21 protein-coding genes and 1 pseudogene are annotated in these 24,177 nt (G+C 67.3%); 13 read left to right on the top strand and 9 right to left on the bottom strand.

Translation table 11 applies throughout. From position 1 onward, the window contains the following. The first annotated feature begins 2 nt into the window (after window positions 1-2). Entirely contained in the window at window positions 3-1,211 is a 1,209-nt protein-coding gene (locus AB4851_RS08045) for a c-type cytochrome (protein WP_414446734.1), read from the top strand. A gap of 26 nt (window positions 1,212-1,237) precedes the next feature. Here the strand turns inward: AB4851_RS08045 and AB4851_RS08040 are convergent, their stop codons facing one another. Further along, on the bottom strand, window positions 1,238-1,492 hold the full coding sequence (locus AB4851_RS08040) for a hypothetical protein (protein WP_414446733.1): 255 nt from the start codon (window positions 1,490-1,492) through the stop codon (window positions 1,238-1,240). Further along, window positions 1,473-1,751, bottom strand: a pseudogene (locus AB4851_RS08035) (tlde1 domain-containing protein); the annotation flags it as partial. The gene AB4851_RS08040 and the pseudogene AB4851_RS08035, both read right to left, overlap by 20 nt. Before the next feature lie 413 nt (window positions 1,752-2,164). On the opposite strand from AB4851_RS08035, the gene AB4851_RS08030 reads away from it, so the two are divergent. Further along, window positions 2,165-3,145: an ABC transporter substrate-binding protein gene (locus tag AB4851_RS08030; protein ID WP_414446732.1), complete on the top strand. Its 981-nt coding sequence runs from the start codon at window positions 2,165-2,167 to the stop codon at window positions 3,143-3,145. Between the two features lie 83 nt (window positions 3,146-3,228). Continuing rightward, on the top strand, window positions 3,229-4,098 hold the full coding sequence (locus AB4851_RS08025) for an MOSC domain-containing protein (RefSeq protein ID WP_414446731.1): 870 nt from the start codon (window positions 3,229-3,231) through the stop codon (window positions 4,096-4,098). 24 nt (window positions 4,099-4,122) lie between these two features. Here the strand turns inward: AB4851_RS08025 and AB4851_RS08020 are convergent, their stop codons facing one another. Together AB4851_RS08020 and AB4851_RS08015 are read right to left on the bottom strand one after the other, a co-directional pair. Then, entirely contained in the window at window positions 4,123-5,541 is a 1,419-nt protein-coding gene (locus tag AB4851_RS08020; protein WP_414446730.1) for a sensor histidine kinase N-terminal domain-containing protein, read from the bottom strand. Continuing rightward, window positions 5,538-6,239, bottom strand: a complete 702-nt coding sequence (locus AB4851_RS08015; protein ID WP_414446729.1) for a response regulator — start codon at window positions 6,237-6,239, stop codon at window positions 5,538-5,540. The genes AB4851_RS08020 and AB4851_RS08015 overlap by 4 nt, the downstream gene beginning before the upstream one ends. A gap of 138 nt (window positions 6,240-6,377) precedes the next feature. Here AB4851_RS08015 and AB4851_RS08010 point away from each other — a divergent pair, with 138 nt between their 5' ends. From AB4851_RS08010 to AB4851_RS07980, 7 genes are all read left to right on the top strand, one after another. Continuing rightward, a complete protein-coding gene (locus tag AB4851_RS08010) occupies window positions 6,378-7,496 on the top strand; it encodes an ABC transporter substrate-binding protein (RefSeq protein WP_414446728.1) in 1,119 nt (372 codons plus the stop codon). Window positions 7,497-7,618: 122 nt separating this feature from the next. Then, window positions 7,619-9,388, top strand: coding sequence for an ABC transporter permease (locus AB4851_RS08005; protein ID WP_414446727.1), 1,770 nt, complete (start codon window positions 7,619-7,621; stop codon window positions 9,386-9,388). Continuing rightward, window positions 9,381-10,448 carry an ABC transporter ATP-binding protein gene (locus AB4851_RS08000; RefSeq protein WP_414440026.1) on the top strand — a complete coding sequence of 356 codons (1,068 nt, stop codon included), beginning with the start codon at window positions 9,381-9,383 and terminating at the stop codon, window positions 10,446-10,448. Before AB4851_RS08005 ends, AB4851_RS08000 begins: the two co-directional genes overlap by 8 nt. A 385-nt stretch (window positions 10,449-10,833) precedes the next feature. Next, a complete protein-coding gene (locus AB4851_RS07995) occupies window positions 10,834-11,928 on the top strand; it encodes a porin (RefSeq protein ID WP_414446726.1) in 1,095 nt (364 codons plus the stop codon). Between the two features lie 263 nt (window positions 11,929-12,191). After that, a complete protein-coding gene (gene hpaR / locus AB4851_RS07990) occupies window positions 12,192-12,632 on the top strand; it encodes a homoprotocatechuate degradation operon regulator HpaR (protein ID WP_414446725.1) in 441 nt (146 codons plus the stop codon). 311 nt (window positions 12,633-12,943) lie between these two features. Further along, window positions 12,944-13,306, top strand: coding sequence for a DUF3564 family protein (locus tag AB4851_RS07985; RefSeq protein WP_414446724.1), 363 nt, complete (start codon window positions 12,944-12,946; stop codon window positions 13,304-13,306). Window positions 13,307-13,820: 514 nt separating this feature from the next. Continuing rightward, window positions 13,821-14,225 (top strand): winged helix-turn-helix domain-containing protein, encoded by a 405-nt coding sequence (locus tag AB4851_RS07980; RefSeq protein ID WP_414440030.1) that lies wholly within the window; start codon window positions 13,821-13,823, stop codon window positions 14,223-14,225. A gap of 205 nt (window positions 14,226-14,430) precedes the next feature. On the opposite strand, the gene treA is transcribed toward AB4851_RS07980, so the two are convergent. Further along, on the bottom strand, window positions 14,431-16,125 hold the full coding sequence (gene treA, locus AB4851_RS07975; protein WP_414446723.1) for an alpha,alpha-trehalase TreA: 1,695 nt from the start codon (window positions 16,123-16,125) through the stop codon (window positions 14,431-14,433). Between the two features lie 366 nt (window positions 16,126-16,491). On the opposite strand from treA, the gene AB4851_RS07970 reads away from it, so the two are divergent. Next, complete coding sequence (locus tag AB4851_RS07970; protein ID WP_414446722.1) at window positions 16,492-17,889, top strand: MFS transporter; 1,398 nt, start codon at window positions 16,492-16,494, stop codon at window positions 17,887-17,889. 234 nt (window positions 17,890-18,123) lie between these two features. Here AB4851_RS07970 and AB4851_RS07965 read toward each other — a convergent pair whose 3' ends face one another. After that, window positions 18,124-18,924, bottom strand: coding sequence for a Fic family protein (locus tag AB4851_RS07965; RefSeq protein ID WP_414446721.1), 801 nt, complete (start codon window positions 18,922-18,924; stop codon window positions 18,124-18,126). 322 nt (window positions 18,925-19,246) lie between these two features. Here AB4851_RS07965 and AB4851_RS07960 point away from each other — a divergent pair, with 322 nt between their 5' ends. Further along, entirely contained in the window at window positions 19,247-19,618 is a 372-nt protein-coding gene (locus tag AB4851_RS07960; RefSeq protein ID WP_414446720.1) for a hypothetical protein, read from the top strand. A 179-nt stretch (window positions 19,619-19,797) separates the two neighbouring features. Next, window positions 19,798-21,012: a winged helix-turn-helix domain-containing protein gene (locus AB4851_RS07955; protein WP_414446719.1), complete on the top strand. Its 1,215-nt coding sequence runs from the start codon at window positions 19,798-19,800 to the stop codon at window positions 21,010-21,012. 45 nt (window positions 21,013-21,057) lie between these two features. Here the strand turns inward: AB4851_RS07955 and AB4851_RS07950 are convergent, their stop codons facing one another. The 3 genes from AB4851_RS07950 to ftrA all read right to left on the bottom strand — a co-directional run bounded on the left by AB4851_RS07950 (window position 21,058) and on the right by ftrA (window position 24,124). Further along, entirely contained in the window at window positions 21,058-21,279 is a 222-nt protein-coding gene (locus AB4851_RS07950; RefSeq protein ID WP_414440036.1) for a DUF1653 domain-containing protein, read from the bottom strand. A 288-nt stretch (window positions 21,280-21,567) separates the two neighbouring features. Next, complete coding sequence (locus tag AB4851_RS07945) at window positions 21,568-23,019, bottom strand: M20/M25/M40 family metallo-hydrolase (RefSeq protein WP_414446718.1); 1,452 nt, start codon at window positions 23,017-23,019, stop codon at window positions 21,568-21,570. 148 nt (window positions 23,020-23,167) lie between these two features. Beyond that, entirely contained in the window at window positions 23,168-24,124 is a 957-nt protein-coding gene (gene ftrA, locus AB4851_RS07940) for a transcriptional regulator FtrA (protein WP_414446717.1), read from the bottom strand. Window positions 24,125-24,177 lie beyond the last annotated feature (53 nt).

Here is a 24,177-nt window from a genome sequence, read left to right as displayed (position 1 = left end):
CGATGAGCGCCGCGCCCGAACTCTGGCTGAACCCGCTGCTGGCGGCGCTGCATGACGGCCAGGTCGCGCTCGGCGGGCTGGCCGACGCGCTCGGCCTGGCCGGCCGCAGCCACGGCCAGGCCGCCTGGCCGTGGAGCCGGCGCGTCGCCACCGAAACGCTGGCGATCGATCGCGGGCTCGCGCGCGAGGTGGGCTTCGCGCTGATCGCGAGCACGCTGGCCCTGCTGCTCGCGCTGGCCGCGCTGCTGTGGCGCCGCGCGCGCTGGCCGCTGGCCGCCTGCGCGCTGGCCGCCGCGTGGTTCGCGCCGTGGCCGCCCGCCGCGCTGTGGCTCACGCCGGCCGCGCCCACCAGTTTCCAGGCCTCGCCGGCCGAATTCTCGGTCGCCACCACGCTGCACGGCGCGCAGGTCTATGCGCAGCACTGCATCGCCTGCCACGGCGCGAGCGGGCGCGGCGACGGCCCGCAAGCCGATGCGCTGCCGGTGTGGCCGCCCACCGTGGCCGGGCCGTTGCTCGCGCGCCGGCTCGACGGCGAACTGTTCTGGCACGTCGCGGCCGGCATGCACGACCGCGACGGCCACACCACCATGCCGGCGTTCGCGGGCCGGCTCGACGATCGCGACATCTGGGCCGCGCTCGATTACCTGCGCGTGCTGTCCGCCGCCGGCGGCAGCGAAAGCGGCGCGGGCTGGCCGGTGCCGCTGCCGATCCCCGCGCTCGATGTGCGATGCGCCGACGGCGCCACGCAAACGCTCTCGCATTGGCGCAGCGGCCAGCGCGTGCGGATCGTCGCGCTCGATGCCGGCGCCGTGCCGCCGTTCGAGGATGCCCGCTGGCAAACGCTGCTGCTCACGCGCGACAGCCGCCCGCCCACGCAGGTTCCGGCCGACGGCCCGCGCGCCACCTGCACGGCCGTCACACCCGGCGCGTGGACGATCTTCTCGACCATCGCCGACCGGCCCGCCGCCGCGTTCGCGGGTGCGGAGCTGATCGCCGATCGCGACGGCTGGCTGCGCGCGGCGGCCGCGCCCGGCGCGCGCTGGTCCGACGCGAACCTGATGTGCGGCGTCGAGGCCGATCGCGAACGCGCGGCGGCGGCACGCAATGGGGCATCGGGCAACCCGGCCAATGCACCGGGCGGTATCGACACGCTGCTCGCGCGCATAGATGCGGAACCCGTGTCGAACATTCAGGGTGGCTATCCGCATTGATTGAATTACGCCTGCCAATGCCCAAGCTAACGCCGAACGTAGCGCCACAGCTTCATGATCGTCACGTAGGCAAGCGTCGCCACGATCAGATTGGCCAGCAGTACGAACGGGATATACAAATCGTCCGGATCGCGAATGCCAACCCGATTCGCGATGTGCAACCAGGCGAGCGCCTGGCTTTCCGGCATGGGTATGGGGTAGGTGTGAACGTAGGGCACGGAAATCCAGAACAGGCCGACAAACAATGCCACCTTGAACAGCCTACGGACAAGTGTTGCCATACGTGATGACCTCGATCGTTCCATAGGCACGAAGCCCCGAAGTTCGCGCGGAAATTTGCACGGTATGCCGCAGGGCGGTACGAATTCTCTGGAAGTCGACACGGCTCGGCAGGGTGATGCAGCCAAGCGAAATACCTCGGCCCCCTGCCGGATGCAACCGGAATTGGCCGCGCCGTACGCCGTTGATCCAGGTGAAATCATCGATGAGACCGTCATCCCTATACAGCGCGAACCATTCGCCGTGATCTACCGCACTTCCCTCTCGACCCTGGACGATCGATGATCCCTTTATGACTGCGCCGCCATCGTCTTTGAGCCACATATGCGCTGGAATTGGCATACCGGTTTTCTTCTTCAATGGATTGAGCGAACTGTTGATAAGCAGAGCTTCGAGACAATGAACGAAAAACGCAGCGCGACGCCATGACCTGAAACAATGAATCCGTTTTCTCGATCTTCATTACCTTATATCGATGGTCCGCCCTTGCATCGCGATTCACCGATTAACTCTTCTTTCTGTCGTCACCTTGCGGCAATTCCGCGTCTTGAAGGCGCTGCTGACGTTTTCCGTTGTGTTGGGAGAGCGCCGCCGTCAGCGCAACCTTCTGAAGTGGCGTCATGGCCACTTTCCCCGTTTTCCGATATCCCATTCATCGACAAGGACTCCAACCCATGACCCAGGCCCACTCGCGCAGCCGACGACGCTTCCTGCAATCCACCGGCGCGGCCGCCGGGCTGGCCGCCCTGCCCGCGTTCGGCACGCTGGCCTTCGCGCAAGGCGGCCCGCGCGTCACGCTGAAGGCCGGCGACCAGAAGGGCGGCCTGCGCGCGCTGCTCGAAGCGGCCGGCGCGCTGAACGGCCTGCCCTACGACATCGAATGGACCGAATTCCCGGCCGCCGCGCCGCTCGGCGAGGCGCTGAATGCCGGCGCCGTCGACCTCGGCCCGATCGGCGACGCGCCGTTGATCTTCGCGCTGTCGGGCGGCGCACGCGTGAAGGCGATCGCGGCCAACCGTTCGGACCCCTACGGAACCGCCGTGATGGTCGCGCCGGACTCGACGCTGCACACGGCCGCCGATCTGAAGGGCAAGCGGATCGGCACCACGCGCGGCTCGATCGGCCATTACGTGGCGCTGAAGGCGCTCGATGCGGCCGGCCTGCCGCCCACGGCCGTCGATTTCCGCTTCCTGCAGCCGGCCGACACGATGCTGGCGTTGAGCACCGGCTCGATCGACGCCTGGGCAACGTGGGAACCGTACACGGCGCTGGCCGAAACCAGTCATCGCGCGCGTGTGCTGGTCAATGGGCGCGGGCTGTCGTCGGGCCTCAGCTACGTGGCCGCGACCGATGCGGCGATCGCCGCGAAGCGCCCGGTACTGCACGACTTCGTGCAGCGCGTGGCGCGCGCGCAGGTGTGGTCGTACCAGCACGCCGACGCGTTCTCGGCCACGCTCGCGCGCATCATCGGCATTTCGGAGGCGGCGGCAAGGCTCCAGTTCGAGCGCCGCAAGACGCAGTGGTTGCCGATCGAAGCGCCGCTAATCGCCGAGCAGCAGGCCACCGCCGATTTCTATCGCAAGGTCGGCCTGCTGCGGCAGCCGCTGGACGTCATGCCCACGTTCGACCGCAGCTTCCCGCTCGGCGCGGCCTGAGCACCGCGCACGGCAAGGCAAGGCGCGGGCGATCTGGCAAAATCCCGCTTTACGATCCGCCCTGCGCGCCGCGCGCCACCGCCATGCCGACCCTCAGCGAACTGTTCATCTATCCGATCAAATCCTGCGCGGGCATCTCGCTCGTGCGCGCTCGCCTGCTCGAAAGCGGCCTCGAACATGATCGCGGCTGGATGGTGGTCGAGCCGTCGGGCGCGATGATCACGCAGCGCGAGCACGCCAAACTGGCGCTGGTGCGCGTGACGATCGGCGAGGATACGCTCGCGATCGACGCGCCCGGCATGCCGACGCTGCACACGCCGCTCGACGCGCACGCGCTCGATGGCGCACCCACGCTGGCCGTCACGATCTGGCGCAACACCGTGCAGGCGCTCGATACGGGCGAGGCCACGGCGCAATGGTTCGGCGCGTATCTGGGCGTGCCGGCGCGGCTCGTGCGCTTCTCGCCCGACGTGCGCCGCGAGGTCAACCGCCAGTGGACCGGCGAAATCGTCACGCACACGCAGTTCGCCGACGGCTTCCCGGTGATGGTGGTCGGCCAGTCTTCGCTCGACGACCTCAACGCGCGGCTCGGCCAGCGCGGCGTGCCGTCGGTCGGCATGGATCGTTTCCGTCCGAACCTCGTGATCTCGGGGCTGGAGGCTTACGAGGAAGACTACGTCGAGCATCTCGACATCGAGGCCGAGGCCGGCACGATCCGGCTGCGGCTCGTGAAGCTGTGCACGCGCTGCCCGATTCCGGCCATCGATCAACAGCTCGGCGGCCCGAACCCGGCGCATCCGTACGAACCGCTCGACACCATGAGCACCTACCGAGGCAGCGCGCAATTCGACGGCGAACTGACGTTCGGCAAGCACGCGGTGCTGGCCGGCGCGGGCGTGGGCGTGCTCGAAGTGGGCCAGACGCTTGATGCGGAGATCGGCTTCGACGCCTGACGCACGCCGCGCGTTCGGCAGCGTTCAGCCGCGCGCGGCCTCCGTGTCCTCCGGCGCGCCGGGCAGCCTGACCGTCACCGTCAGGCCGCCGCCCGGCGTATCGCCCAACTCGATCGCGCCATCGTGCACGCGCACGATCTCGCGCACGATCGACAGTCCCAAACCCGAGCCTTCCACCGATTCGGTGGCCGAGCTGCGATAGAAGCGCTCGAACACCGCGTCGCGCTCGTGCGCGGCGATGCCCGGCCCGTCGTCGATCACGGCAAGCCGCGCGCCGTGCCCACCCTCCGCATCGCGCCCCACCCGCACCGTCACCACCGCGCCGTCGCCCGCATAGCGGATCGCGTTGTCGACCAGGTTGCCGATCAGGTCGGTCAGCAGGTCCGCGCGCGCGATCACGTCGACGTCGGCCTCGTGCTCGAAGCCCAGGTCGATGCCACGCGCACGCGCCACCGGCGACCAGTCGAGCGTGGCGCTGCGCGCGAGCCGGTGCAAGGGCACGCGCCGCCGCTCGATGGCGGCGGCCCCGTCCGATTCGAGCCGCGACAGCGACAGCAACTGCTGGACGATCTTCGCCGCCTGCCGCACCGCGCCGTTCGCGCGCCGCAGATGATCGGCGGCACGCGCCGCTTCGGCGGGCCGCTGCGCGAGTTCGACACCGGCCTGCACGGCCGCGAGCGGCGTCTTCAATTGATGCGCGGCATCGGTGAAGAACCGCCGCCGCGCACCCTGCATGCGCTGGGTGCGCGCGATGTACTGGTTGATCGATTCGACGAGCGGCGCGATTTCGGCCGGCATGCCGTCGGCCGGCAGCGGCGACGGGTCGTCGTCGGCACGCGCCGCCACCGTGGCCGACAGCCGCGACAGCGGCCGCAACCCGCGCGACACGCCGAACCATACGATGCCGAGCGCCAGCACGATCAGCAGCGCTTCCTGCTTCAGCGAGCCGGTCAGGATCTCGCGCGCGAGCGCCTGACGCGCCTCGATCGTCTCGCCCACCATCACCAGCACCATGCGCGTCTGCGCGGTGGGCACGTCGTGCACCGGCAGGCGCAGCGCGGCCATCCGCAACTGCTCGCCGCGATACACCGCGTCGTAGAACGTCGCGCGAAACGGCTCGGCCGAAAGCGGCGGCTGCGGCAGGTCGGCATAGCCGGTCACGGTGCGCCCGCCATCCTCGCGGATCTGGTAGTAGATCTTGCCGCCGTCGTTCGATTCGAACATCTCCAGGGCCAGATAGGGCAGGTCGACGATCACGTCGCCCTGATCGAGCCGCACGCCTTCGCGAATCGATTTCAGCGACGAGGCCAGCGTGCGGTCGAACGCGATATGCGCCGCACTCATCGCGCGCTGGTAGGTCAGCCAGGAATCGAGCACCAGCAGGCCGAGCAACGGCACGAGCAGCCACAGCGCCACCTGCATGCGCAGGTTCAGGCGCCTCACGATGCGCCGCCCGCGTCCGGGCTGGCTTCGTCGTCCTTCGCTTCGAGCAGATAGCCGAGCCCGCGCAGCGTGACGATCGCCACCCCGCGCCCTTCGAGCTTCCTGCGCAGCCGATACACGTAGATCTCGATCGCATCGGCGTTGACCGATTCGTCGATGCCGAAGATCTTCTCGGACAGCGCTTCCTTGTTGATCGCGCGGCCGTTGCGCAGGATCAGTACCTCCAGCACGGCGCGCTCGCGCGGCGTCAGCGCGAGCGGTTCGCCGGCCAGCCGGAAGCCGCCGCCGACGCCATCGAATTCGAGCGGCCCGCATGCGATGCGCGCCTGCTCGTGGCCGGCGCTGCGCCGGATCAGCGCCCGCACCCGCGCTTCCAGCTCGGTGAGATCGAACGGCTTGGCGAGGTAGTCGTCGGCGCCGAGGTTCAGCCCGCGCACGCGATCCTCGACCGAGCCGTGCGCGGTCAGGATCAGCACCGGCGCCGCGTTGCGCCGCGCCCGCATGCGCCGCAGCACCTCCAGCCCGTCGAGCTTCGGCAGCCCGAGATCGAGGATCACGAGCGCGTAATCCTGGGTGCGCAGCACGTGGTCGGCGGCCTCGCCGTCGGCCATCCGATCGACCGTGTAGCGCGCGGCCGACAGCGCGTCGGACAGCGACTGCGCGAGGGAGGGATTGTCTTCGACCAGCAGCACGCGCATGACGACCTCGGGAAATCCATGACGAAACGGACGCTATTGTGGCCCGAAACGAAAGCAGACTGAAAGTACCTGACGCTTACGATCCGCTCCACACAAACAAACATCGTCCCGCCCGTCGGCGGGCATCTGGAGGAAGACATGCTGCATGCAAAGTCCGGCGTCACGGCCGCGCTCACCGCTTTCACCGCGCTCGCCCTGGCGTCGGCGCTCGCCGCCAGCAACGCCGCCGCGCAAGCGCCGGCCGGTTATCCGGGTAACTACCAGGGCGTGATCGATGCGGCCAGACAGGAAGGCAAGCTGATCGTCTACTCGACCACCGACACCAGCCTGGTGCGCCCGCTGATCAAGGATTTCGAAAGCCTGTACGGCGTCAAGGTCGAATACAACGACATGAACAGCACCGAGCTGTACAACCGCTACATCAGCGAGAACGCGGCGAAGAGCACCAGCGCCGACGTGCTGTGGAGCTCGGCCATGGATCTCCAGGTCAAGCTCGTCAACGACGGCCTGATGGCCGCCTACGATTCGCCGGAAGCGGCCAACATCCCCGCCTGGGCGCACTACCAGCGCCAGGCCTACGGCACCACGTTCGAGCCGCTCGCGATCGTCTACAACAAGCGCCTGATCGCCGAGAACGAAGTGCCGAAGACGCGCGCCGAACTGATCAAGCTGCTGCAATCGCAGCCCGAGCGCTTCAAGGGCAAGGTCACGACCTACGACATCGAGAAATCGGGCGTGGGCTTCAACTACCTGACGCAGGACGCACACGTCAACGAAACCGTCACCTGGGACCTGGTGCGCGCGATCGGCGCGACCGGGCCGAAGCTGCAATCGAGCACCGGCGCGATGATGGAGCGGATCTCGTCGGGCGAGAACCTGATCGGCTACAACATCATCGGTTCGTATGCCTACGCAAAGGCGAAGAAGGACAAATCGATCGGCTATGTGCTTCCGCGCGACTACACGCAGGTCGTGAGCCGGCTCGCCACCATCTCGAAGCAGGCGAAGAACCCGAACGCGGCGCGGCTGTGGGTGGATTACCTGCTCTCGCAGCGCGGCCAGACGCTGATCGCGAACCAGGCCAACCTGTATTCGATCCGCTCAGACGTGACCGGCGAAACCTCGATGACGGCGCTGACCCAGACGCTCGGCGCCTCGCTCAAGCCGATCCAGATCGGCGCGGGCCTGCTGGTCTATCTCGACCAGGCCAAGCGCCTCGCGTTCCTCAAGCAATGGCAGGCCGCGATCAAGCGCTGATTCAAGTGCTCAAGCCGCGTCGGGCCTGACGCAGCGGCCCGGCCGCCCTGCCCGGTGCGCGTTCGCGCGCACGCTCCCCTTCCCACTCTCGATGCGGCCCGCGCGGCCGCAGGGGCGAACTCATGCTCACCACCAGTCCTCCCGGCGCCGCGAAGGCCGCGCCGCCCCCGCGCCCCGGCGCGGGCACGCCCGCCCCGCACGGCGGCGGCCTGAAGCCGCTGGCCGGCGTGCTGCGCTGGATCGTCGTCGCGGTGCTAACCGTGGCGGTGGCGCTGCCGCTCGGCTTCATCCTGTTCCAGAGCCTGCTGTCGGCGCCGTTCTTCGATGCGAACCGCACGCTCGGCATCGACGGCTTCCGCTTCATCTTCAGTGATCCTGATTTCTGGTCGGCCACCCGCAATTCGTTCGTGATCGCGGGCGGCATGCTGTTCATCTCGATCCCGCTCGGCGGCATCCTCGCGTTCCTGATGGTGCGCACCGATCTGCCCGGCCGCCGCTGGCTCGAACCGCTGCTGCTCACGCCGGTGTTCGTCTCGCCGATGGTGCTGGCGTTCGGCTACGTGGTGGCGGCTGGCCCGGTGGGCTTCTACTCGGTGTGGTTCAAGCAACTGACCGGCTTCGACACGGTGCCGTGGCACATCTATTCGATCGCGGCCATCACGCTGATCGTGGGCCTCACGCACGTGCCGCACGTGTATCTGTACGCGTCGGCGGCGCTGCGCAACCTCGGCTCGGACGTCGAGGAAGCGGCCCGCGTGGCGGGCGCGCGGCCGTTCCGCGTGGCGCTCGACGTGAGCCTGCCGATGACGCTGCCGGCGCTGCTGTTCGCGGGCGTGCTGGTGTTCTTCCTCGGCTTCGAGGTGTTCGGCCTGCCGCTCGTGCTCGGCGACCCGGAAGGGCACCTGGTGCTGGCCACCTACCTCTACAAGCTGACCAACAAGCTCGGCGTGCCGTCATATCACCTGATGGCGGCGGTGGCAATCTGCATCGTCGCGATCACGTTCCCGCTCGTGCTGCTGCAACGCCGGCTGCTGAAGAGCGCGAACCGCTTCGTCACGGTGAAGGGCAAGGCCGGCCGCTCGACGGTGCTGCCGCTCGGCGGCTGGCGCTGGCTCGCGCTCGCGATCGTGATGCTGTGGCTCGCGCTGACGGTGGTGGTGCCGATCTCGGGCATCGTGCTGCGCGCGTTCGTGACGAACTGGGGCGAGGGCGTGGCGCTGGCCGAGGTGCTGACGCTCGGCAACTTCGTCGAGCTGTTCGATCAGGACAACCTGGTGCGCGCGATCCTCAACACGCTCGGCATCGGCGTGATCGGCGGTGCGCTGGCGGTGGGCTTCTACACGCTGGTCGCATTTGCCGGCCACCGACGCAACGACTGGGCCACGCGCCTGCTCGACTACATGGTGCTGCTGCCGCGCGCGGTGCCGGGGCTGCTGGCCGGCCTCGCGTTCCTGTGGATCTTCCTGTTCGTGCCGGGGCTGCGCGAGTTGAAGAACTCGATGTGGAGCATCTGGATCGCCTACACGGTGGTATGGCTCGCGTACGGCATGCGGCTGATTCAGAGCGCGCTGATGCAGGTCGGCCCCGAACTGGAGGAAGCCGGCCGCAGCGTGGGCGCGAGCCGCGCGCGCGTCTCGCTCGACGTGACGCTGCCGCTGGTGCGCTTCGGCCTGCTGGCCGCGTGGCTGCTGATCTTCATGATCTTCGAGCGCGAATATTCCACGGCCGTTTATCTGCTGTCGCCCGGCACCGAGGTGATCGGCGCGCTGCTCGTCTCGCTGTGGGCCACGGGCGCGGTCGATCAGGTGGCCGCCCTGTCCGTCATCAACATCGCCATGGTCGGCGCCGGTCTCGGCGTGGCCCTGCGTTTCGGAGTCAAACTTCATGGATAAGCTCTGCGTCGACAACCTGTTTCTCAGCTACGGCGCCAATCCGATTCTCAAGGGCGTGTCGTTCGAACTGAAGGCCGGCGAGGTGGTGTGCCTGCTCGGCGCGTCGGGCAGCGGCAAGACCACGCTGCTGCGCGCGGTGGCCGGCCTCGAACAGCCGCACGACGGCCGCATCGCGCTCGATGCGCGCACCTTCTTCGACGGCGCGCGCGGCGTCAACCTGCCGGTGGAGGAACGCTCGCTCGGGCTGGTGTTCCAGTCCTACGCGCTGTGGCCGCACCGCACGGTGGCGGATAACGTCGGCTACGGGCTGAAGCTGCGCCGCGTGGCGGGCGCGGAGATCAGGCAACGCGTGCAGGCCGCGCTCGATCAGCTCGGCCTCGGCCATCTCGCCGCGCGCTATCCGCATCAGTTGTCGGGTGGTCAGCAGCAGCGCGTCGCGATCGCCCGCGCGCTGGTCTACAACCCGCCCGTGATCCTGCTCGACGAGCCGCTCTCGAACCTCGACGCGAAACTGCGCGAAGAGGCGCGCGCCTGGCTGCGCGAGCTGATCGTCTCGCTCGGGCTGTCGGCGCTTTGCGTCACGCACGATCAGGCCGAGGCGATGGCGATGTCGGACCGCATCCTGCTGCTGCGCAACGGCCGCATCGAACAGGAAGGCACGCCGGCCGAGCTGTACGGCGCGCCGCGCTCGCTCTACACCGCCGAATTCATGGGCAGCAACAACCGCATCGAGGCGCGCGTCGATGCGGTGGCCGGCGACACCGTCACCCTGGCCGGCGACGGCTGGCAACTGCAGGCGCTCGCGCGCGACACGCTCACGCCGGGCCAGCAGGCCCAGGCGGTGATCCGCCTCGAACGCGTGCAGGTGGCCGACGCGCCCGGCGCGAACCGGCTGCGTGCGGAACTGGTGACGTCGATGTACCTGGGCGACCGCTGGGAATACCTGTTCCATTGCGGCGAGCTGCGCCTGCGCGCGTTCGGCCAGGTGCCGCGCGCGGCCGGCCCGCACTGGCTGGAATTCCCGGCCAACGATTGCTGGGCATTTTCAGCGGCGGGCTGAGTCAGGGCGGATTGCGCTGGTTGCGGTTGGTTGCTGCCGGTCGCTGCCGGTCGCTGCCGGTCGCTGTCGGTCGCTGTCGGTTGCTGTCGGGCGCTGCCGGTCGCTGTCGGTCGCTGTCGGGCGCTGCCGGGCGCTGTCGGGCGCTGTCGGGCGCTGTCGGGCGCTGCCGGTCATGGTCGATCGCAGCCTGCTGCAGCCGGTCGCAGTCGATGGCAATCGATTGCGGTCAGTCACCGTTGATCGATTCGATCACGGCAGCCGCCCAGTCGCCCTTCTCCCGCACCTTCGCGCCCGCCACTGCTGCACACCCGGCAGCGGCGAGCGCTCCAATTTAATCGCAGTCCTTATCAAACCCATAACACCACAACACTGGAGACACGCCGTCATGAAACCGATTCACCGCCCCGCCCTGACGCGCCCGGCGCTGGCCGCCTCGCTCGCCGCCACGTTGGCTGTGCTGGCCCCCGCCGCGCAGGCCGTTTCGTCCGTCACGCTCTACGGCATCATGGACGCGGGCCTCGAATACACCAGCCACGCCGGGCCGCAAGGCGGCGACGCGTTCAAGCTGCGTTCGGGCACGAAGAACACTTCGCGCTGGGGCCTGCGCGGCAGCGAGGATCTCGGCGGCGGGCTGCAGGCCGTGTTCCGGCTCGAAAGCGGCATCGACATCGCCAACGGCAGCTTCGACGACGGCCCCGACGGCATCTTCGCGCGCCGCGCCACGGTGGGCCTGAAGGGCAAGTGGGGCGAGCTGACGCTCGGCCGCAACTTCACCGTGACCTACGACTATCTGCTGCCGTTCGACCCGATGGGCTATGCGCAGAACTATTCGTGGGCCACCAGCTCGACCGCCACCGGCAACCGCAAGGACGGCCTGTTCACACGCGCCTCGAACGCGGTGCGCTACGACGGCGAACTGGGCGACTTCCGCTTCGGCGCGATGGTGGGCCTCGGCAACACGCCGGGCAGCGTGAAATCCAGCTCGAAATACGGCGTGGCCGGCGGCTACGAGCACGGCCCGTTCGCGGCGGTGGTCACGTTCGACCGCCAGAACGGCGCGAACGACAGCGTGAGCCCGGCCGATCCGGTCAACTACGCACAGCAGATCCACGCGGGCCTCAGCTACGACTTCGGCAAGCTCAAGACCATGGCCGGCTACCGCAACTATCGCCGCACCCTGCACGCCGCGGGCGCCACGCAATTGAGCGACACCTACTGGATCGGCGGTGCGTATCAGTTCACGCCGACCTTCTCGCTGATCGGCGCGGTCTATCACCAGGACCTCAAGGGCGGCACCGACGCCGACCCCACGCTGGTTTCGCTGCGCGCCAACTACGCGCTGTCGAAGCGCACGGTGCTGTACGCATCGGGCGGCTTCGCGATCGCGAAACATGGGCAGAACACCAGCGTCTCGCGCGACCTGGTGGGCTACGCGGGCAACCAGGTCGGCGCGACGGTGGGTATCCAGCAGCGCTTCTGACGCATCACGCGCGTGCGGGCCTGCGCCCGCACGAACGTTCGCACACTCGACGGCGGCCTTCACGGCCGCCGCTTTTTTTCCAAATCCGTAAAACCGATATCGCAAGTACATCTAATGAAATTTAACAATGTCGCGTGCAAAATGCTTAATTCATTCATGTTTTCGCTTGCAACGACTGCCAAATTTCCACAAATCAGATTGCATAGGACACATTTCGTCCTGTTAAGATTGTTACCTCGCTTGCAACACCAGAATCGATTTACATGACTCGCACGATTGACCATCGCAATCTGACGATGCTGCTGCTCGAAGCCCGCGAAACGCTGATGGGCCGCTTCCGACCCATCCTCAAGGAAGTGTCGCTGACCGAGCAGCAATGGCGGATCATCCGCCTTCTCGATGGCGAGCCGAAGGGCGAGCTCGAAGCCGGGCAGATCGCCAAGCGCTGCTGCATTCTCAGCCCCAGCCTGACCGGCGTGCTCGAACGGCTCGAACGCGACGGTTTGATCACACGAATGCGCTCGACCGAAGATCAGCGCCGCCTGCTGGTCGCGCTGACCGAACGCAGCCGCCAACTCGTGCGCAAGATCGCGCCGCGCATCGACGACCAATACCGCCAACTCGAACAGCAACTCGGCACCGACACCCTGCGCGATGTGTATACCGCGCTCGACCGCCTGCTGACGATCGCCACGCCGAACTGAGCGGCATCCTTACCCCCGCCTTGCCGTCTTGCCGTTTTCCATCCGCCGCGCACTGCCCGCCGATTCGTCAGGAGAGCCGAGCATTCCCCTCGGTATCGCGGCGTACTGAGCAGACATCGCACCTCTTGATCGGTTCGTTCTCCCCATCATTTGCACGCAACCGCCGCGCAACGCACGCGACGATGCAGGCAACCTATGGCGGCAGCCTTCCCGGTGCGGCAATTTCATCGAGCGCGTACCTTGCGTTTAGCTGAATGAATCCTAGACTGTTTACTCCAATCCCAAAGCACGCGATCCAGGAGACGACCCTCATGCGCCTCACGATTCGAATCAACGGAAGCAGTCAAACCACGCACCAGTCATCGTTCGCGGTTCTCTGGGTCGACACGGACGAGCAGCTTTGGTCGCGCGAGGCGCATCAGGGCATCGATCTGCCGCGCTGGGGGAAGGTCAGGCATGTGGAAGGCGCGGTCGCGCTGTGTGCGGCCGATGGTGGCGAGGCACTGTGCCAGTTGCAGGGGCTGTCGATCGATCAGGTGATCGGCAGCACGTCGGCCGACGGGCGCGGCGACGCGCAGCTCGGCGGGCAGTCGGCACGCGGCGCCTGGCACCTGCAGGCGGTCGAACGCTGCGCCACGCAAGCCGAAAATCGCGGCTTCACGACCGTCGTCTGATCGCTTCGCGCATCGTCTCGCACGCCCGGCTTCGCGTCGGGCGTCGTCAAATCGCCTCGCACGATCGCCTTCCCTCAAGCTCTCACGCCATGCAAACCTGAGCGCATCGCGCCCGGTTTCGACCCCTGCTTCGCCACCCTCCGCCAGCCCGGGCTTACCCTCGGTCATCGCACGTCCGGCAAGGCTCGCGCCCCGGCTCCACATCGCACGCCGCCGTTGCAGCATCGCGCGCAAATCCCGCAAACGTTTCGCCGCACGCAACCTCGACGTTACGTCTGACGTTACGCGCCCGTAACGCCCGGGGGCTTGCTACGTAACAAACCTTCAGTGCGTAACGACGTGACACGCCGGCCCACCCGGCCGCCCCCCTCGACGCATCAAAATTCCTCTTTCAAATCAGTCGCTTACTAAAATTTGTCGAGCATCGCTGCTAAACACGGCGGCGCTGGCCTGGATTTTGCAGAGTAAGGGGTGTTCCGCTCCGGGGCCTATCAGACGAATTGCGAGGACCATCATGGATTGCAAATATCTGTACATCGACAACATAAAAATCAACTTCATCCGCCGTGCGATCGAGATCGACGGCCAGACGCTCGACATGACGCCGCGCGAGTTCGACGTGGTCGAATTCCTGCTCGACAACATGAACAAGATCGTGCCGCGCCAGGCGATTCAGGAAGCGGTGTGGGGCCGCGAACTGGGCGTGTCGTCGCGTACGCTCGACACGCATATCTCGCGCATCCGCTCGAAGCTCAAGCTCGACTGCGACAAGAACATGCGCATCATCCCGATCTACTCGATCGGCTATCGCATGGTGCTGTTCGGTGCAGCAATGACGCACGTGGAGCCGCACGACGAACCGACGCTGCGCCGCAGCCCGCAACCGGGCGTGCCCGCCACGTCGCACGCTTTCGCGTAAGCGAACGCGAGGCGGCGTACCCGGCGCGAGCCGGGCGCGCCGCCGGCTCGCGCCGCATGAGAGAGCGGTTCCCGCGCGTCACCGCGGGCGAGACGAAATCGACGGCGAATTCCGCCGTTTCGCAACGGTGGTTGCGCTCGCAACCACCTTCCCCCACGCTGCGCCGCCGCGCAAACGTTACGCTGCCGCCAGACACGTCGATCGGCTACTGGCCGTAACGGTCGAGCAGCTTTTCCGTCACGCCGTTGGTCCAGCCGAAGCCGTCCTGCAGCGGATATTCGCCGCCACCGCCGCCGCCCACACCGGTTCCCTCGACCACGTATTTCTCGACGAGCTTGCCCTCGCCGCCATACACGCCCTTCACACCTTTCAGGAAGCGCTGGCCAATGTCGTCGGCGAGATCGCGTTCGCCGTAGCGCGACAGCCCTTCCACCGCGATCCACTGCAGCGGCGCCCAGCCGTTCGGCGCGTCCCATTGCTGGCCGGTGTTGTGGGTGGTGGTGGCCAGCCCACCCGGCTGCACGAGCGTGTCGCGCACGTGCTGCGACGTCTCGATCGCGTGCTCGGGCGTGGCCACGCCGGCATACAGCGGATACAACGCGGCGGCGGTCAGGTCGTCGCGCGGCTTGCCGAGCTGCCAGTCGTAGTCGCCGTAATAGCCGTTGGCGTTCCAGAGCCAGTGGTTGATCGCGGCGTCGCGGCGCGCGGCGCGCGCGGAAAAATCGGCCACGCAGGCCGCGTCGTGCGTGACCGTGCAGCCCGTCACGATGGTTTTTTCGAGGTGATACATGAGGCTGTTCAGATCGACCGGCACGATCGCGGTGGTACGGATCGTCGACAGCGTCTTGCCGTCGCCGAGCCAGCGCGAGCTGAAATCCCAGCCGCTTTCGGCGCCCGCGCGCAGGTCGCGCCAGACCTCGGGCGCCGGGCGGCCGGCCGCTTCGTGCGCGGTCTGCACGTCTTCCAGATACGACTCGTCGCGCGGCGTGGCGCTCGCGTCCCAGTAGCGGTTCAGGATCGCGCCGTCGGGCATCGCCACCACGTGCGCGTTCGCGCTGCCGCGCGCGGTGCCGTTCTCGCCGCGCATCCAGTACGCGTATTCCTTGCGCAGTTCGGGCAGGTACTTCTGGTAGACACCTTTACCTTCCTTGTTCGCGGCCAGCTCGACCATGTACGCGAAGAACGGCGGCTGCGAGCGGCTTGCATAGTAGGTGCGGTTGCCGTTCGGCACGTGCCCTACCGTATCGATCAGGTGAGCGAAATTGTCGAGCATGTCGTCGACCAGATCCTCGTGGCCGGCTTCCTGCAGGCCCAGCATCGTGAAATAGCTGTCCCAGTAGTAGCCCTCGCGGAAGCGCCCGCCCGGCACCACGTACGGCTTCGGCAGCGGGATCATCGAGCCGTAGCGCGGCGCGGTGTCGGTGGTGCGTGTCAGGCGCGGCCACAGCCAGTCGATGTGCGCACGCAGCGTCTGATGCGCGGGCGGCGTGACGACCTGATCGACGGGCGGCTTGAAGTGCTGCGTGACGAACGCCCGCAGCGAGAAGCCCGGGCTGTCCTTCTGCTGCGTGTAGAGCCGCATGATGGTGGCCGGATCGGCATCGGGCGTCGAATCGACGAAGGTTTTCTGATCGGGGTAGATCTGCTGGCTCTGCACGGCCGTGAACAGCTCGCCGTAGAGCTGGCTCGGCGGCTGCAGTTCGGGCGCGACGGCCTCGGGCGGGTTGGCGGCGGCCGTCGACGACGCGCCGCCGGCGGGCGCCGCCGCGCCCTGCGAGGTTTGCATGTCGGTACACGCGGGCAGCGCGAGGCACGCAGCGGCCATCACGCAAACGGCGCCGGCGCGATGGCGCCAGTCCAGCGAGGGGAGCGACTCGTGTCGCGATGGGGTATCTGCCATCGTCGTTCCTTTTTCTTGTCTGTCCGGACTCCCGATGATGCCCGAGCCGTTCCGCGCGTGCGGCGGCCGCACCTGGCATGCCGCCCCCGTTTTGCGCGTCGTGCCCTTCCGGCAGGTGATGCAGTGCAGCACGATTAGCACATCGCGTGCCGCGCCTGCATGGGCTGCCGCGTTCACGCCCCTCGCTTCGTTTCGCATGCAACGATGCCGACGGCCGCCCGCACTGCCGCCGCACGCCGCGACGTAAGCGGCCCGATCGGCGGCGATGCGCGCCAATGCGTCCAGTTGGCCGCGCGGAAGCGGTTCCACTAACGCCGGCGCCGGGTTCGATGCAATAATGGCCGCTTTACCGCGCGCCGATTCCCCATGCCGCTCGCAGTCCATCCCTTCATCGCACCGCTGATCGTCGCTTGCGCGTTGTTCATGGAAACGGTGGACGCCAACATCATCGTCACCGCCTTGCCGGCGATGGCGCACGCCTTCGGTCACAGCCCCGTCACGCTCAATATCGCGATCACCGCCTACGTGGTGGGCCTCGGCGTGTTCATTCCGATCTGCGGCTGGCTGGCCGACCGCTACGGCGCACGCACGGTGTTTCGCACTGCGATCGGCATCTTCGTGGTGGGCTCGCTGATGTGCGCGGCCTCCACCAACCTCGAACTGCTCACGTTCGCGCGCTTCGTGCAGGGCGTGGGCGGCGCGATGATGGTGCCGGTGGGCCGCATCATCATCTTCCGTGCCGTGCCGCGCTCGGACCTGATCCGCGCGATGAACTACCTGACCGTGCCCGCACTGTTCGGCCCGGCATTGGGTCCGCTGCTCGGCGGCTTCCTGACCACCTACCTGCACTGGCGCCTGATCTTCTTCATCAATGTGCCGGTCGGCATCTACGGCATCTACCTCGCCAACAAGTACATCGCGAACACGCACGAGGCGAACCCCGGCCCGCTCGACTGGCTCGGCTTCCTGCTGTCGGCGGCCGGTGCGGCGCTGCTGCTGATGGGGCTGACGATGCTCGACGGCTCGCTGCTCAGCCCACGCGACGCGTTCCTGATGAGCGTGGCCGGCGCGCTGCTGCTCGGCATCTACGTGCTCCACGCGCGGCGCGCCACGCTGCCGGTGCTGGAGCTGCGCTTCCTCAAGATTCCCACCTATCACGCGAGCGTGGTGGGTGGCTCGCTGTTCCGCATCGGGCTCGGCGCGGTGCCGTTCCTGCTGCCGCTGACGCTGCAGGAAGGGCTCGGCATGAGCGCGTTCGAATCGGGGCTGATCACCTGCGCGTCGGCCGTGGGCGGCACCGTTTCGCGGCTGCTGTCGCAACGGCTGCTGCGCCGCTACGGGTTCCGTCGGGTGTTGATGGTGAACGCCGCGCTGGCCGGCCTCGCGATCATCATGTACGGCACGTTCCATCCGGGCATGGCCGTGTGGGTGATCTGGGTGATCGTGCTGATCGGCGGGATCTTCCCGGCGCTGCAGTTCACCAGCCTGAACTCGGTGATCTACGCCGAAATGTCGCCGCGCGATATCGGCCGCGCCACCAGCCTCGGCAGCGTGGTCCAGCAGATGTCGCTGGGCCTCGGCGTAACGGTGGCCGGCCTCGTGCTGCACATGTCGGCGGCGCTGCGCGGCCACCCCACGGTGCAGTGGTCGGATTTCTGGCCCGCGTTCCTGGTGGTGGGGCTGTGCTCGTTCGCGTCGATTCCGATCACGCGGCGCCTCGCGCCGAATGCCGGCGACGAGATCGCGCGCGGCAAGCGCGGGTGATCGGGCGGGCCACGATGCGCGTCAGGCGGCATTAACGACAGGAATGTGGCGCGTGTTCAGGGTCTCGGCGACTGAGCCGGTCGCGGTATCGGTCGGGTGGAAGGATTACGATGCCGCGCTTTTCATTCGGTGTGCCGACGAGCGAGACGTGCTGGTGAATTGTCGCAGGAACCGGTGGCCGCCCTCAGCCGCGCGCTGCACCCGGACAAAGGACATCACCCCTGTTTTCTTCCGTTACATCCGAAAACCCGGCGACGGCGGAGCCGCATCCGGTGACGGGACATGACGCAACCCAAGCACATCGAGATACGTGTCGAGCGAGCGCTGCACTGATTCCGCGACCAAGCGCGTGATGTCGCCGTAATCGCCGCTGACGCAAGCTTTGTCGAGCGAATCGTAGTAAGCGAGCCGATCTTCTTTGCGGATGATCCCGGGCGGATAGCCCGCCTTCATCAACTCGAAGTTGAGCAACAGCCGTCCGGTCCGCCCATTGCCGTCGACAAACGGATGGATCTTCACAAATCGCGTGTGCAGCTCCGCCGCCCGTTCGACCGGATGAATGATGCCGGTCGCCTCGTACCAGTCGATCAGTGCGGCCATTTCGGCAGGCAAATGCATGAAGTCAGGCGGGGTCGTGCTCGCGCCCGCGATCACGACGTTCTCGCGGCGATACCGGCCCGCCTCTTCGGCGTCGATACCTTTCAGCACCAGACTGTGGATGTTGCGGATCTGCCATTCCGACAGGGTTTCCGCCTTTGACACGATGTCCTCGACATAGACAATCGCGTCGCGGTGGTTCGTCGCCTCGAAGTGCTCGCGAAGGGACTTGCCGCCGACCGTGATGCCTTCGAGCACCACCTTGGTTTCCCGCAGCGTCAGCGTGTTGCCTTCGATCGCGTTCGAGTGATAGGTCCATTCCAGGAACAACTTTTCGCGCAGCGAGGCAACCGTGTGCTGCGGTAGCGGGCGGGCAGCGTCGAGCGTTGCCTTGTCGGCGTCGATCGTGTTCAGGAGCGCTGCAGTTTGATTCGGCATGTGCTTCTCGAAGCGATATTCATTGGGCTTCAATATATACCGCCACCGGGTGGCATATCGCGATTTACCTGCATCCCACATCAAAATCTCGATGACGTAGGATCAGGCTACTTCGAGCAACGGTCGAAAATCGCGAGTGCCAGCCGGTGCGAGCCGATCCAGGTCGCTGAATCGCGTCCCTCAAAATTCCTGCTGCGAGTGGATTGGCAGTGGTGTCGTGGCCATCAGATCACCCCACTTTCGATCAACGACAGGCGAACCGGGTCGCCATCGATGATGGTTCTTGGCGGTAGACGGGCTCGAAACGCCAATCAGCATCTGAATGAGTTTCAACGAGCGGCCGTCCCGACGCAGGCTTCAGCGCATGGCGCAATTGATGGGGTTCGGCAACCGCCGAGCCCGAATGGCCAGCCGTCCTCGGAAAATCGGAGAAGGCCAGGCAGCACACGCCGCGCACACCGCGCATCATTCGCAAGCCCAAAAGAAATCGGCGGACATCCACATCGGCCCGAAGGCCGGGCAGATGCCCGCGCGAATTAATTCTCCGGGTTCGGCGACGAATCGCGTCGCCCGGATTCGCTCCCTGCGTGCCATGGACATATGTGCGTCGGGAGCAAAACCTGTGACGATCAGTTGTCACGGCGTGGAAGCAACTATAGGGAAACTCGCCGCGCCGATGTGTCAACGATTGTGATAAGTGTGGCCGAATCGTGTCATGACCAGCGCAGGCCGCGCGGAACATGGGTGTTTCGTCGATCTCGCGAGTCCGCTGCCTGACCCGATACCCGATGCGCCGCACCATCGCGCATGCCCGGCGAAGCGCCGAGAATCGCGCTAGAGTGGCCTTCCGTTCGCTCCCTGCCCCGCTCGCCCGTGTCGCCCACCCTCTCCCTCAACGCCGCCCGTTCGCTGCATCTCGCCGCGCAGGGCCTGCTCGCGCCGCCGCGCTGCAAGGCCGTGAAGGCCGACGTGCTCGACGCCATTCGCCGCATGGCGCAACTGCAGATCGACACGATCCACGTGGTCGCGCGCAGCCCCTATCTCGTGCTGTTCAGCCGGCTCGGGCCTTACGAGCAGCGCTGGCTCGACGAGCATCTGGCCGAGGCGAGCCTGTTCGAATACTGGTCGCACGAGGCCTGCTTCCTGCCGATCGAGAGCTTCGGGCTGATGCGTCACAAGATGCTGAACCCGGTCGGCATGGGCTGGAAATACGCGTCGGCATGGCACGACACGCATCGCGACGCGATCGACACGCTGCTCGCGCAAGTGCGCATGGGCGGGCCGGTGCGCTCGTCCGATTTCGTGCGCGAGGACGGCGCGAAGGGCGCAGGCTGGTGGGACTGGAAGCCGGAGAAGCGCCACCTGGAGGTGCTGTTCTCGACCGGCCAGTTGATGGTAGCGGCGCGCCAGAATTTCCAGCGCGTCTACGACGTGCTCGAACGCGTGCTGCCGCATTGGGACGACGCGCGCGACCTGCCCTCGCGCGAACAGGTGCTGCCGCAACTGCTGGACCAGACCTGCCGCGCGCTCGGCATCGTGCGCGCCGACTGGGTGGCCGATTACTATCGGCTGCCGAAGCGCGCCTATCGCGACGAGCTGCACGCGCTGGCCGATGCCGGCGAACTGCTGCCGGTAACGGTCGAAGGCTGGAAGGAGCAGGCGTTCGTGCATCGCGAGCTGGCCGACCTGCTGGCGCGCGCCGACGACGGCACGCTGCGCCCCTCGGTCACCACACTGCTTTCGCCGTTCGATCCGGTGGTGTGGGACCGCCGGCGCGCGTCGGCGCTATTCGGCTTCGACTACACGATCGAGTGCTACACGCCCGCCGCGAAGCGCCGCTACGGCTACTTCTGCCTGCCGATCCTGCATCGCGGCAGGCTGATCGGGCGCGTCGACGCCAAGGCGCATCGCGCGCAGGGCGTGTTCGAACTGAAGGCGGTGCATCTGGAGCCGGACGTGCGGCTCGGCGCGGGGATGATCGGCGACGTGGTGCGCGCGGTGCGCAAGCTCGCCGACTGGCACGGCACGCCGGAATTGGCGGTGGGTGTTGCGCCGCGCGAATTGAAAGCGGCGTTGCTGGCGCGCTGAACGCCGCCGCCGCGACCGAGACGATCGACGCGGCGGCGTCGTGCGTCAGCCCTGCTTCAGCGCGCGAAAGCGCGGCGTGCCATCGGCCAGCGATTCGTTGAACATCGTCTCGGGCCGCACCCACAGGCCGCGCGCATGCGGCCACAGGTGTTCGTAGACGACCACCGATTCCTCGGTTTCGGAATGGCGCGCGACGCCGACCACACGATAGAGGCCGCCCTTGTAATGGCGGTGGGTCGCAAGTTGTTCGGCTTCCTGCTCGGTCATGACGGTGCTCCGCAAAATCGAAAGCGCGTATTGTAGGCGCGCCGCGCTGCCGGAGCGATTTCGGGATCGCGGCGCACCGCCATGCACAGGGGCATAGCGCAATGCACGGCGGCGTACATCAGCGCGCCTCAACTCACGGCGGCCTGCCTTGACGCACGGCAGCGCGCCTCGGCGTACGGCGGCACGCCTCAATGCTCGACGGCACACCTCAACGCACCGCAGCCTGCCTGAACACACGGCAGCGCGCCTCAGCATACGGCGGCGTGCCTCAACTCACGGCAGCGCGCCTCAACGCACTGCGGCAATAATATCGGCCGCCGCCGCGGTCAACTTCTTCGCGTACGGCACATGAAGAAATTCATTCGGCCCATGCGCGTTCGACTTCGGCCCGAGCACGCCGCACACCATGAATTGCGCCTTCGGGAAGCCGGCCTGCAACACGTTCATCAGCGGAATCGTGCCGCCGAGGCCCATGTACGCGCAATCGGCGCCGAAGTGGCGACGCGACGCGGCATCGAGCGAATCGGCCAGCCACGGCGCGAGATCGGGCGCGTTCCAGCCGGTAGCTGCGCCCGGGTCCGGGCGGAACGTGACCTTGGCGTTGTAGGGCGCGTCGAGTTCGAGCAGACGCTTCAATTCCTGCACGGCCTGTGCCGCATCGACCAGCGGCGGCAGCCGCAGCGACAGCTTGAACACCGTCTTCGGACGCAGCACGTTGCCCGCGTTCTCCAGCGGCGGCAGGCCGGCCGCGCCGGTCACGGCCAGCGACGGCCGCCACGTCGAATTGAGCAGTGCCTCGCGCGGATCGGTGGTGGTCGGCAGCACCGGGCGGCCGTCCTGGCCGCAGGCCCAGGGCAGGCCCTTCCACACCAGGTCACCGAGAATGCCGGCCGCCGCATCGGTCTCGCGCAGCCGGCTCACCGGCACTTCGCAATGGAACACCTGCGGCAGCAGGTTGCCGGTGGCCGCATCCTCGAGCCGCTCGAACAGTTGCCGCATGATGCGAAAGCTCGACGGCGCGATACCGCCGAACACGCCCGAATGCAGGCCTTCGTCGAGCACTTCCACCTGCAGGTCGCCCGACACCAGCCCGCGCAACGAGGTGGTCAGCCAGAGCTGATCGTAATTGCCCGCGCCCGAATCGAGACACACCACCAGGCCGACCTGCCCGAGCCGCTCGCGCAGCACATCCACGTAGGGCAGCAAATCGTAGCTGCCCGATTCCTCGCAGGTTTCGATCAGGCCGACGCAGCGCGGCCGCTCGATGCCCTGCGCGTCGAGCGCGGCCAGCGCGGTCAGGCTCGCGTAGATCGCGTAGCCGTCATCGGCGCCGCCACGGCCGTAGAGCTTGCCGCCCTCGTACTTCGGCGTCCACGGGCCGAGGTCGGCACGCCAGCCGTCGAATTCGGGTTGCTTGTCGAGATGGCCGTAGAGCAGGATCGTGTCGCGGGTACCCGAGCGCGTGGCCGGTGCGTCGAAGAAGATCACCGGCGTGCGGCCCGGCAGGCGCACGATCTCCACCGTCAGCCCGCGCACCGGTTGCCGCTCGGCCCAGCGCGCGGCGTCCACCACCACGCGTTCGAGCAGGCCGTGCGCGTCCCAGGCGGGATCGAACGCAGGGCTCTTGGCGGGAATCGCGATGTAGTCGGTCAGTTGATGAATGATCTCGTCATTCCATTTGCGCTCGATGAAATCGTCGAGGCGATCGTGATCGATGGCGGTATCGGCGGCAGTCGTCATGGTCGTGAGGGAAACCGGTGGGGACGAAAGTGTCGATGATAGCGCCGATGGGGTGGTGCGCGGCGGGGGCGGACGCCACGAAAGCCGGCGAGCGCGGCCGCGCAGGGATCGGCCCGAATTGCGTGCTGCCCGCGTCGGCCGCCGCCCGCTAACTCGCGTCGAAACCGCGCCGGTAAGCCGCCGGGCTGACGGCCGCGATGCGCCGGAAATGGCGGCGCAGCGATTCCTCCGAGCCGAAGCCGGCCAGCGCGGCGAGCTGCGCGAGCGGCAGCGCCGGGTTCGCCTCCAGCATTTCCTTCGCAACGCCCACCCGCTCGCGGATCAGCCACGCATACGGCGCCAGCCCCGTGGTGTCGCGAAACTGCCGCTGCAGCGTGCGCGGGCTCATGGCCACACGCTCGGCCAGCGACGCGAGCGTGTGCGGCTCGGCGGCGTGCTCGCGCATCCAGTCGATCAGGCGTGCGAGGCGATCCTGGCCGTCGGGCGCGACCGGCCGCGGCACGAACTGCGCCTGCCCGCCGTCGCGATGCGGCGGCAGCACGAGCCGCTGCGCAACGCGGTTGGCGATCGCGCTGCCATGGTCGCGCCGCACCAGGTGCATCAGCATGTCGAGGCCCGCCGCCGAGCCGGCCGACGTGACGATCGCGCCTTCGTCCACGTACAACGCATCGGGATTCACGTTCAGCGACGGATAGCGCGCGCGCAGCCGTTCGACATAGCGCCAATGGGTCGTCACGGTCAGCCCGTCGAGCACGCCGGCCGCCGCCAGCACGAACACCCCCGAACAGATCGAGCAAAGCCGCGCACCGCGCCGGTGGGCCGCGCGCAGCTTGCGCAGCAACGGCTCGGGCGGAAGCTCGTCGGGATCGCGCCAGCCGGGGATCACGATCGTGTCGGCACGATCGAGCATCGCGAGCCGGTACGGCGCGGCGATCGTGATGCCGCCCGCCGCGCGGATCGGCCCCGACTCGGCCGCGCACACGGCGAAGCGATACCAGTCCACCTCCAGCTCCGGGCGCTGCAACGCGAACAGCTCGACGACGCAGCCGAATTCGAAGGTACAGAGGCGGTCGTAAGCGAGCGCGACGACGAGATGATTGTGCATGGCGAGATGTTACCGGAACTTGTCGATCCGGCCACTGTTGGCAAAACCGCCGC

The organism is Burkholderia sp. 22PA0099, assembly GCF_047497165.1.
In the GTDB taxonomy this organism is placed as follows: domain Bacteria; phylum Pseudomonadota; class Gammaproteobacteria; order Burkholderiales; family Burkholderiaceae; genus Burkholderia.
This window is presented reverse-complemented; position numbering and strand designations above follow the sequence as displayed.

Excerpts from the sequence above, each read along its gene's own strand:
- AB4851_RS08045 (WP_414446734.1), top strand. The coding sequence starts at position 3 with ATGAGCGCCGCGCCCGAACTCTGGCTGAACCCGCTGCTGGCGGCGCTG.
- AB4851_RS08040 (WP_414446733.1), bottom strand. The coding sequence starts at position 1,492 with ATGGCAACACTTGTCCGTAGGCTGTTCAAGGTGGCATTGTTTGTCGGC.
- AB4851_RS08030 (WP_414446732.1), top strand. The coding sequence starts at position 2,165 with ATGACCCAGGCCCACTCGCGCAGCCGACGACGCTTCCTGCAATCCACC.
- AB4851_RS08025 (WP_414446731.1), top strand. The coding sequence starts at position 3,229 with ATGCCGACCCTCAGCGAACTGTTCATCTATCCGATCAAATCCTGCGCG.
- AB4851_RS08015 (WP_414446729.1), bottom strand. The coding sequence starts at position 6,239 with ATGCGCGTGCTGCTGGTCGAAGACAATCCCTCCCTCGCGCAGTCGCTG.
- AB4851_RS08010 (WP_414446728.1), top strand. The coding sequence starts at position 6,378 with ATGCTGCATGCAAAGTCCGGCGTCACGGCCGCGCTCACCGCTTTCACC.
- AB4851_RS08005 (WP_414446727.1), top strand. The coding sequence starts at position 7,619 with ATGCTCACCACCAGTCCTCCCGGCGCCGCGAAGGCCGCGCCGCCCCCG.
- AB4851_RS08000 (WP_414440026.1), top strand. The coding sequence starts at position 9,381 with ATGGATAAGCTCTGCGTCGACAACCTGTTTCTCAGCTACGGCGCCAAT.
- AB4851_RS07995 (WP_414446726.1), top strand. The coding sequence starts at position 10,834 with ATGAAACCGATTCACCGCCCCGCCCTGACGCGCCCGGCGCTGGCCGCC.
- hpaR (WP_414446725.1), top strand. The coding sequence starts at position 12,192 with ATGACTCGCACGATTGACCATCGCAATCTGACGATGCTGCTGCTCGAA.
- AB4851_RS07985 (WP_414446724.1), top strand. The coding sequence starts at position 12,944 with ATGCGCCTCACGATTCGAATCAACGGAAGCAGTCAAACCACGCACCAG.
- AB4851_RS07980 (WP_414440030.1), top strand. The coding sequence starts at position 13,821 with ATGGATTGCAAATATCTGTACATCGACAACATAAAAATCAACTTCATC.
- treA (WP_414446723.1), bottom strand. The coding sequence starts at position 16,125 with ATGGCAGATACCCCATCGCGACACGAGTCGCTCCCCTCGCTGGACTGG.
- AB4851_RS07970 (WP_414446722.1), top strand. The coding sequence starts at position 16,492 with ATGCCGCTCGCAGTCCATCCCTTCATCGCACCGCTGATCGTCGCTTGC.
- AB4851_RS07965 (WP_414446721.1), bottom strand. The coding sequence starts at position 18,924 with ATGCCGAATCAAACTGCAGCGCTCCTGAACACGATCGACGCCGACAAG.
- AB4851_RS07960 (WP_414446720.1), top strand. The coding sequence starts at position 19,247 with ATGAGTTTCAACGAGCGGCCGTCCCGACGCAGGCTTCAGCGCATGGCG.
- AB4851_RS07950 (WP_414440036.1), bottom strand. The coding sequence starts at position 21,279 with ATGACCGAGCAGGAAGCCGAACAACTTGCGACCCACCGCCATTACAAG.
- AB4851_RS07945 (WP_414446718.1), bottom strand. The coding sequence starts at position 23,019 with ATGACGACTGCCGCCGATACCGCCATCGATCACGATCGCCTCGACGAT.
- ftrA (WP_414446717.1), bottom strand. The coding sequence starts at position 24,124 with ATGCACAATCATCTCGTCGTCGCGCTCGCTTACGACCGCCTCTGTACC.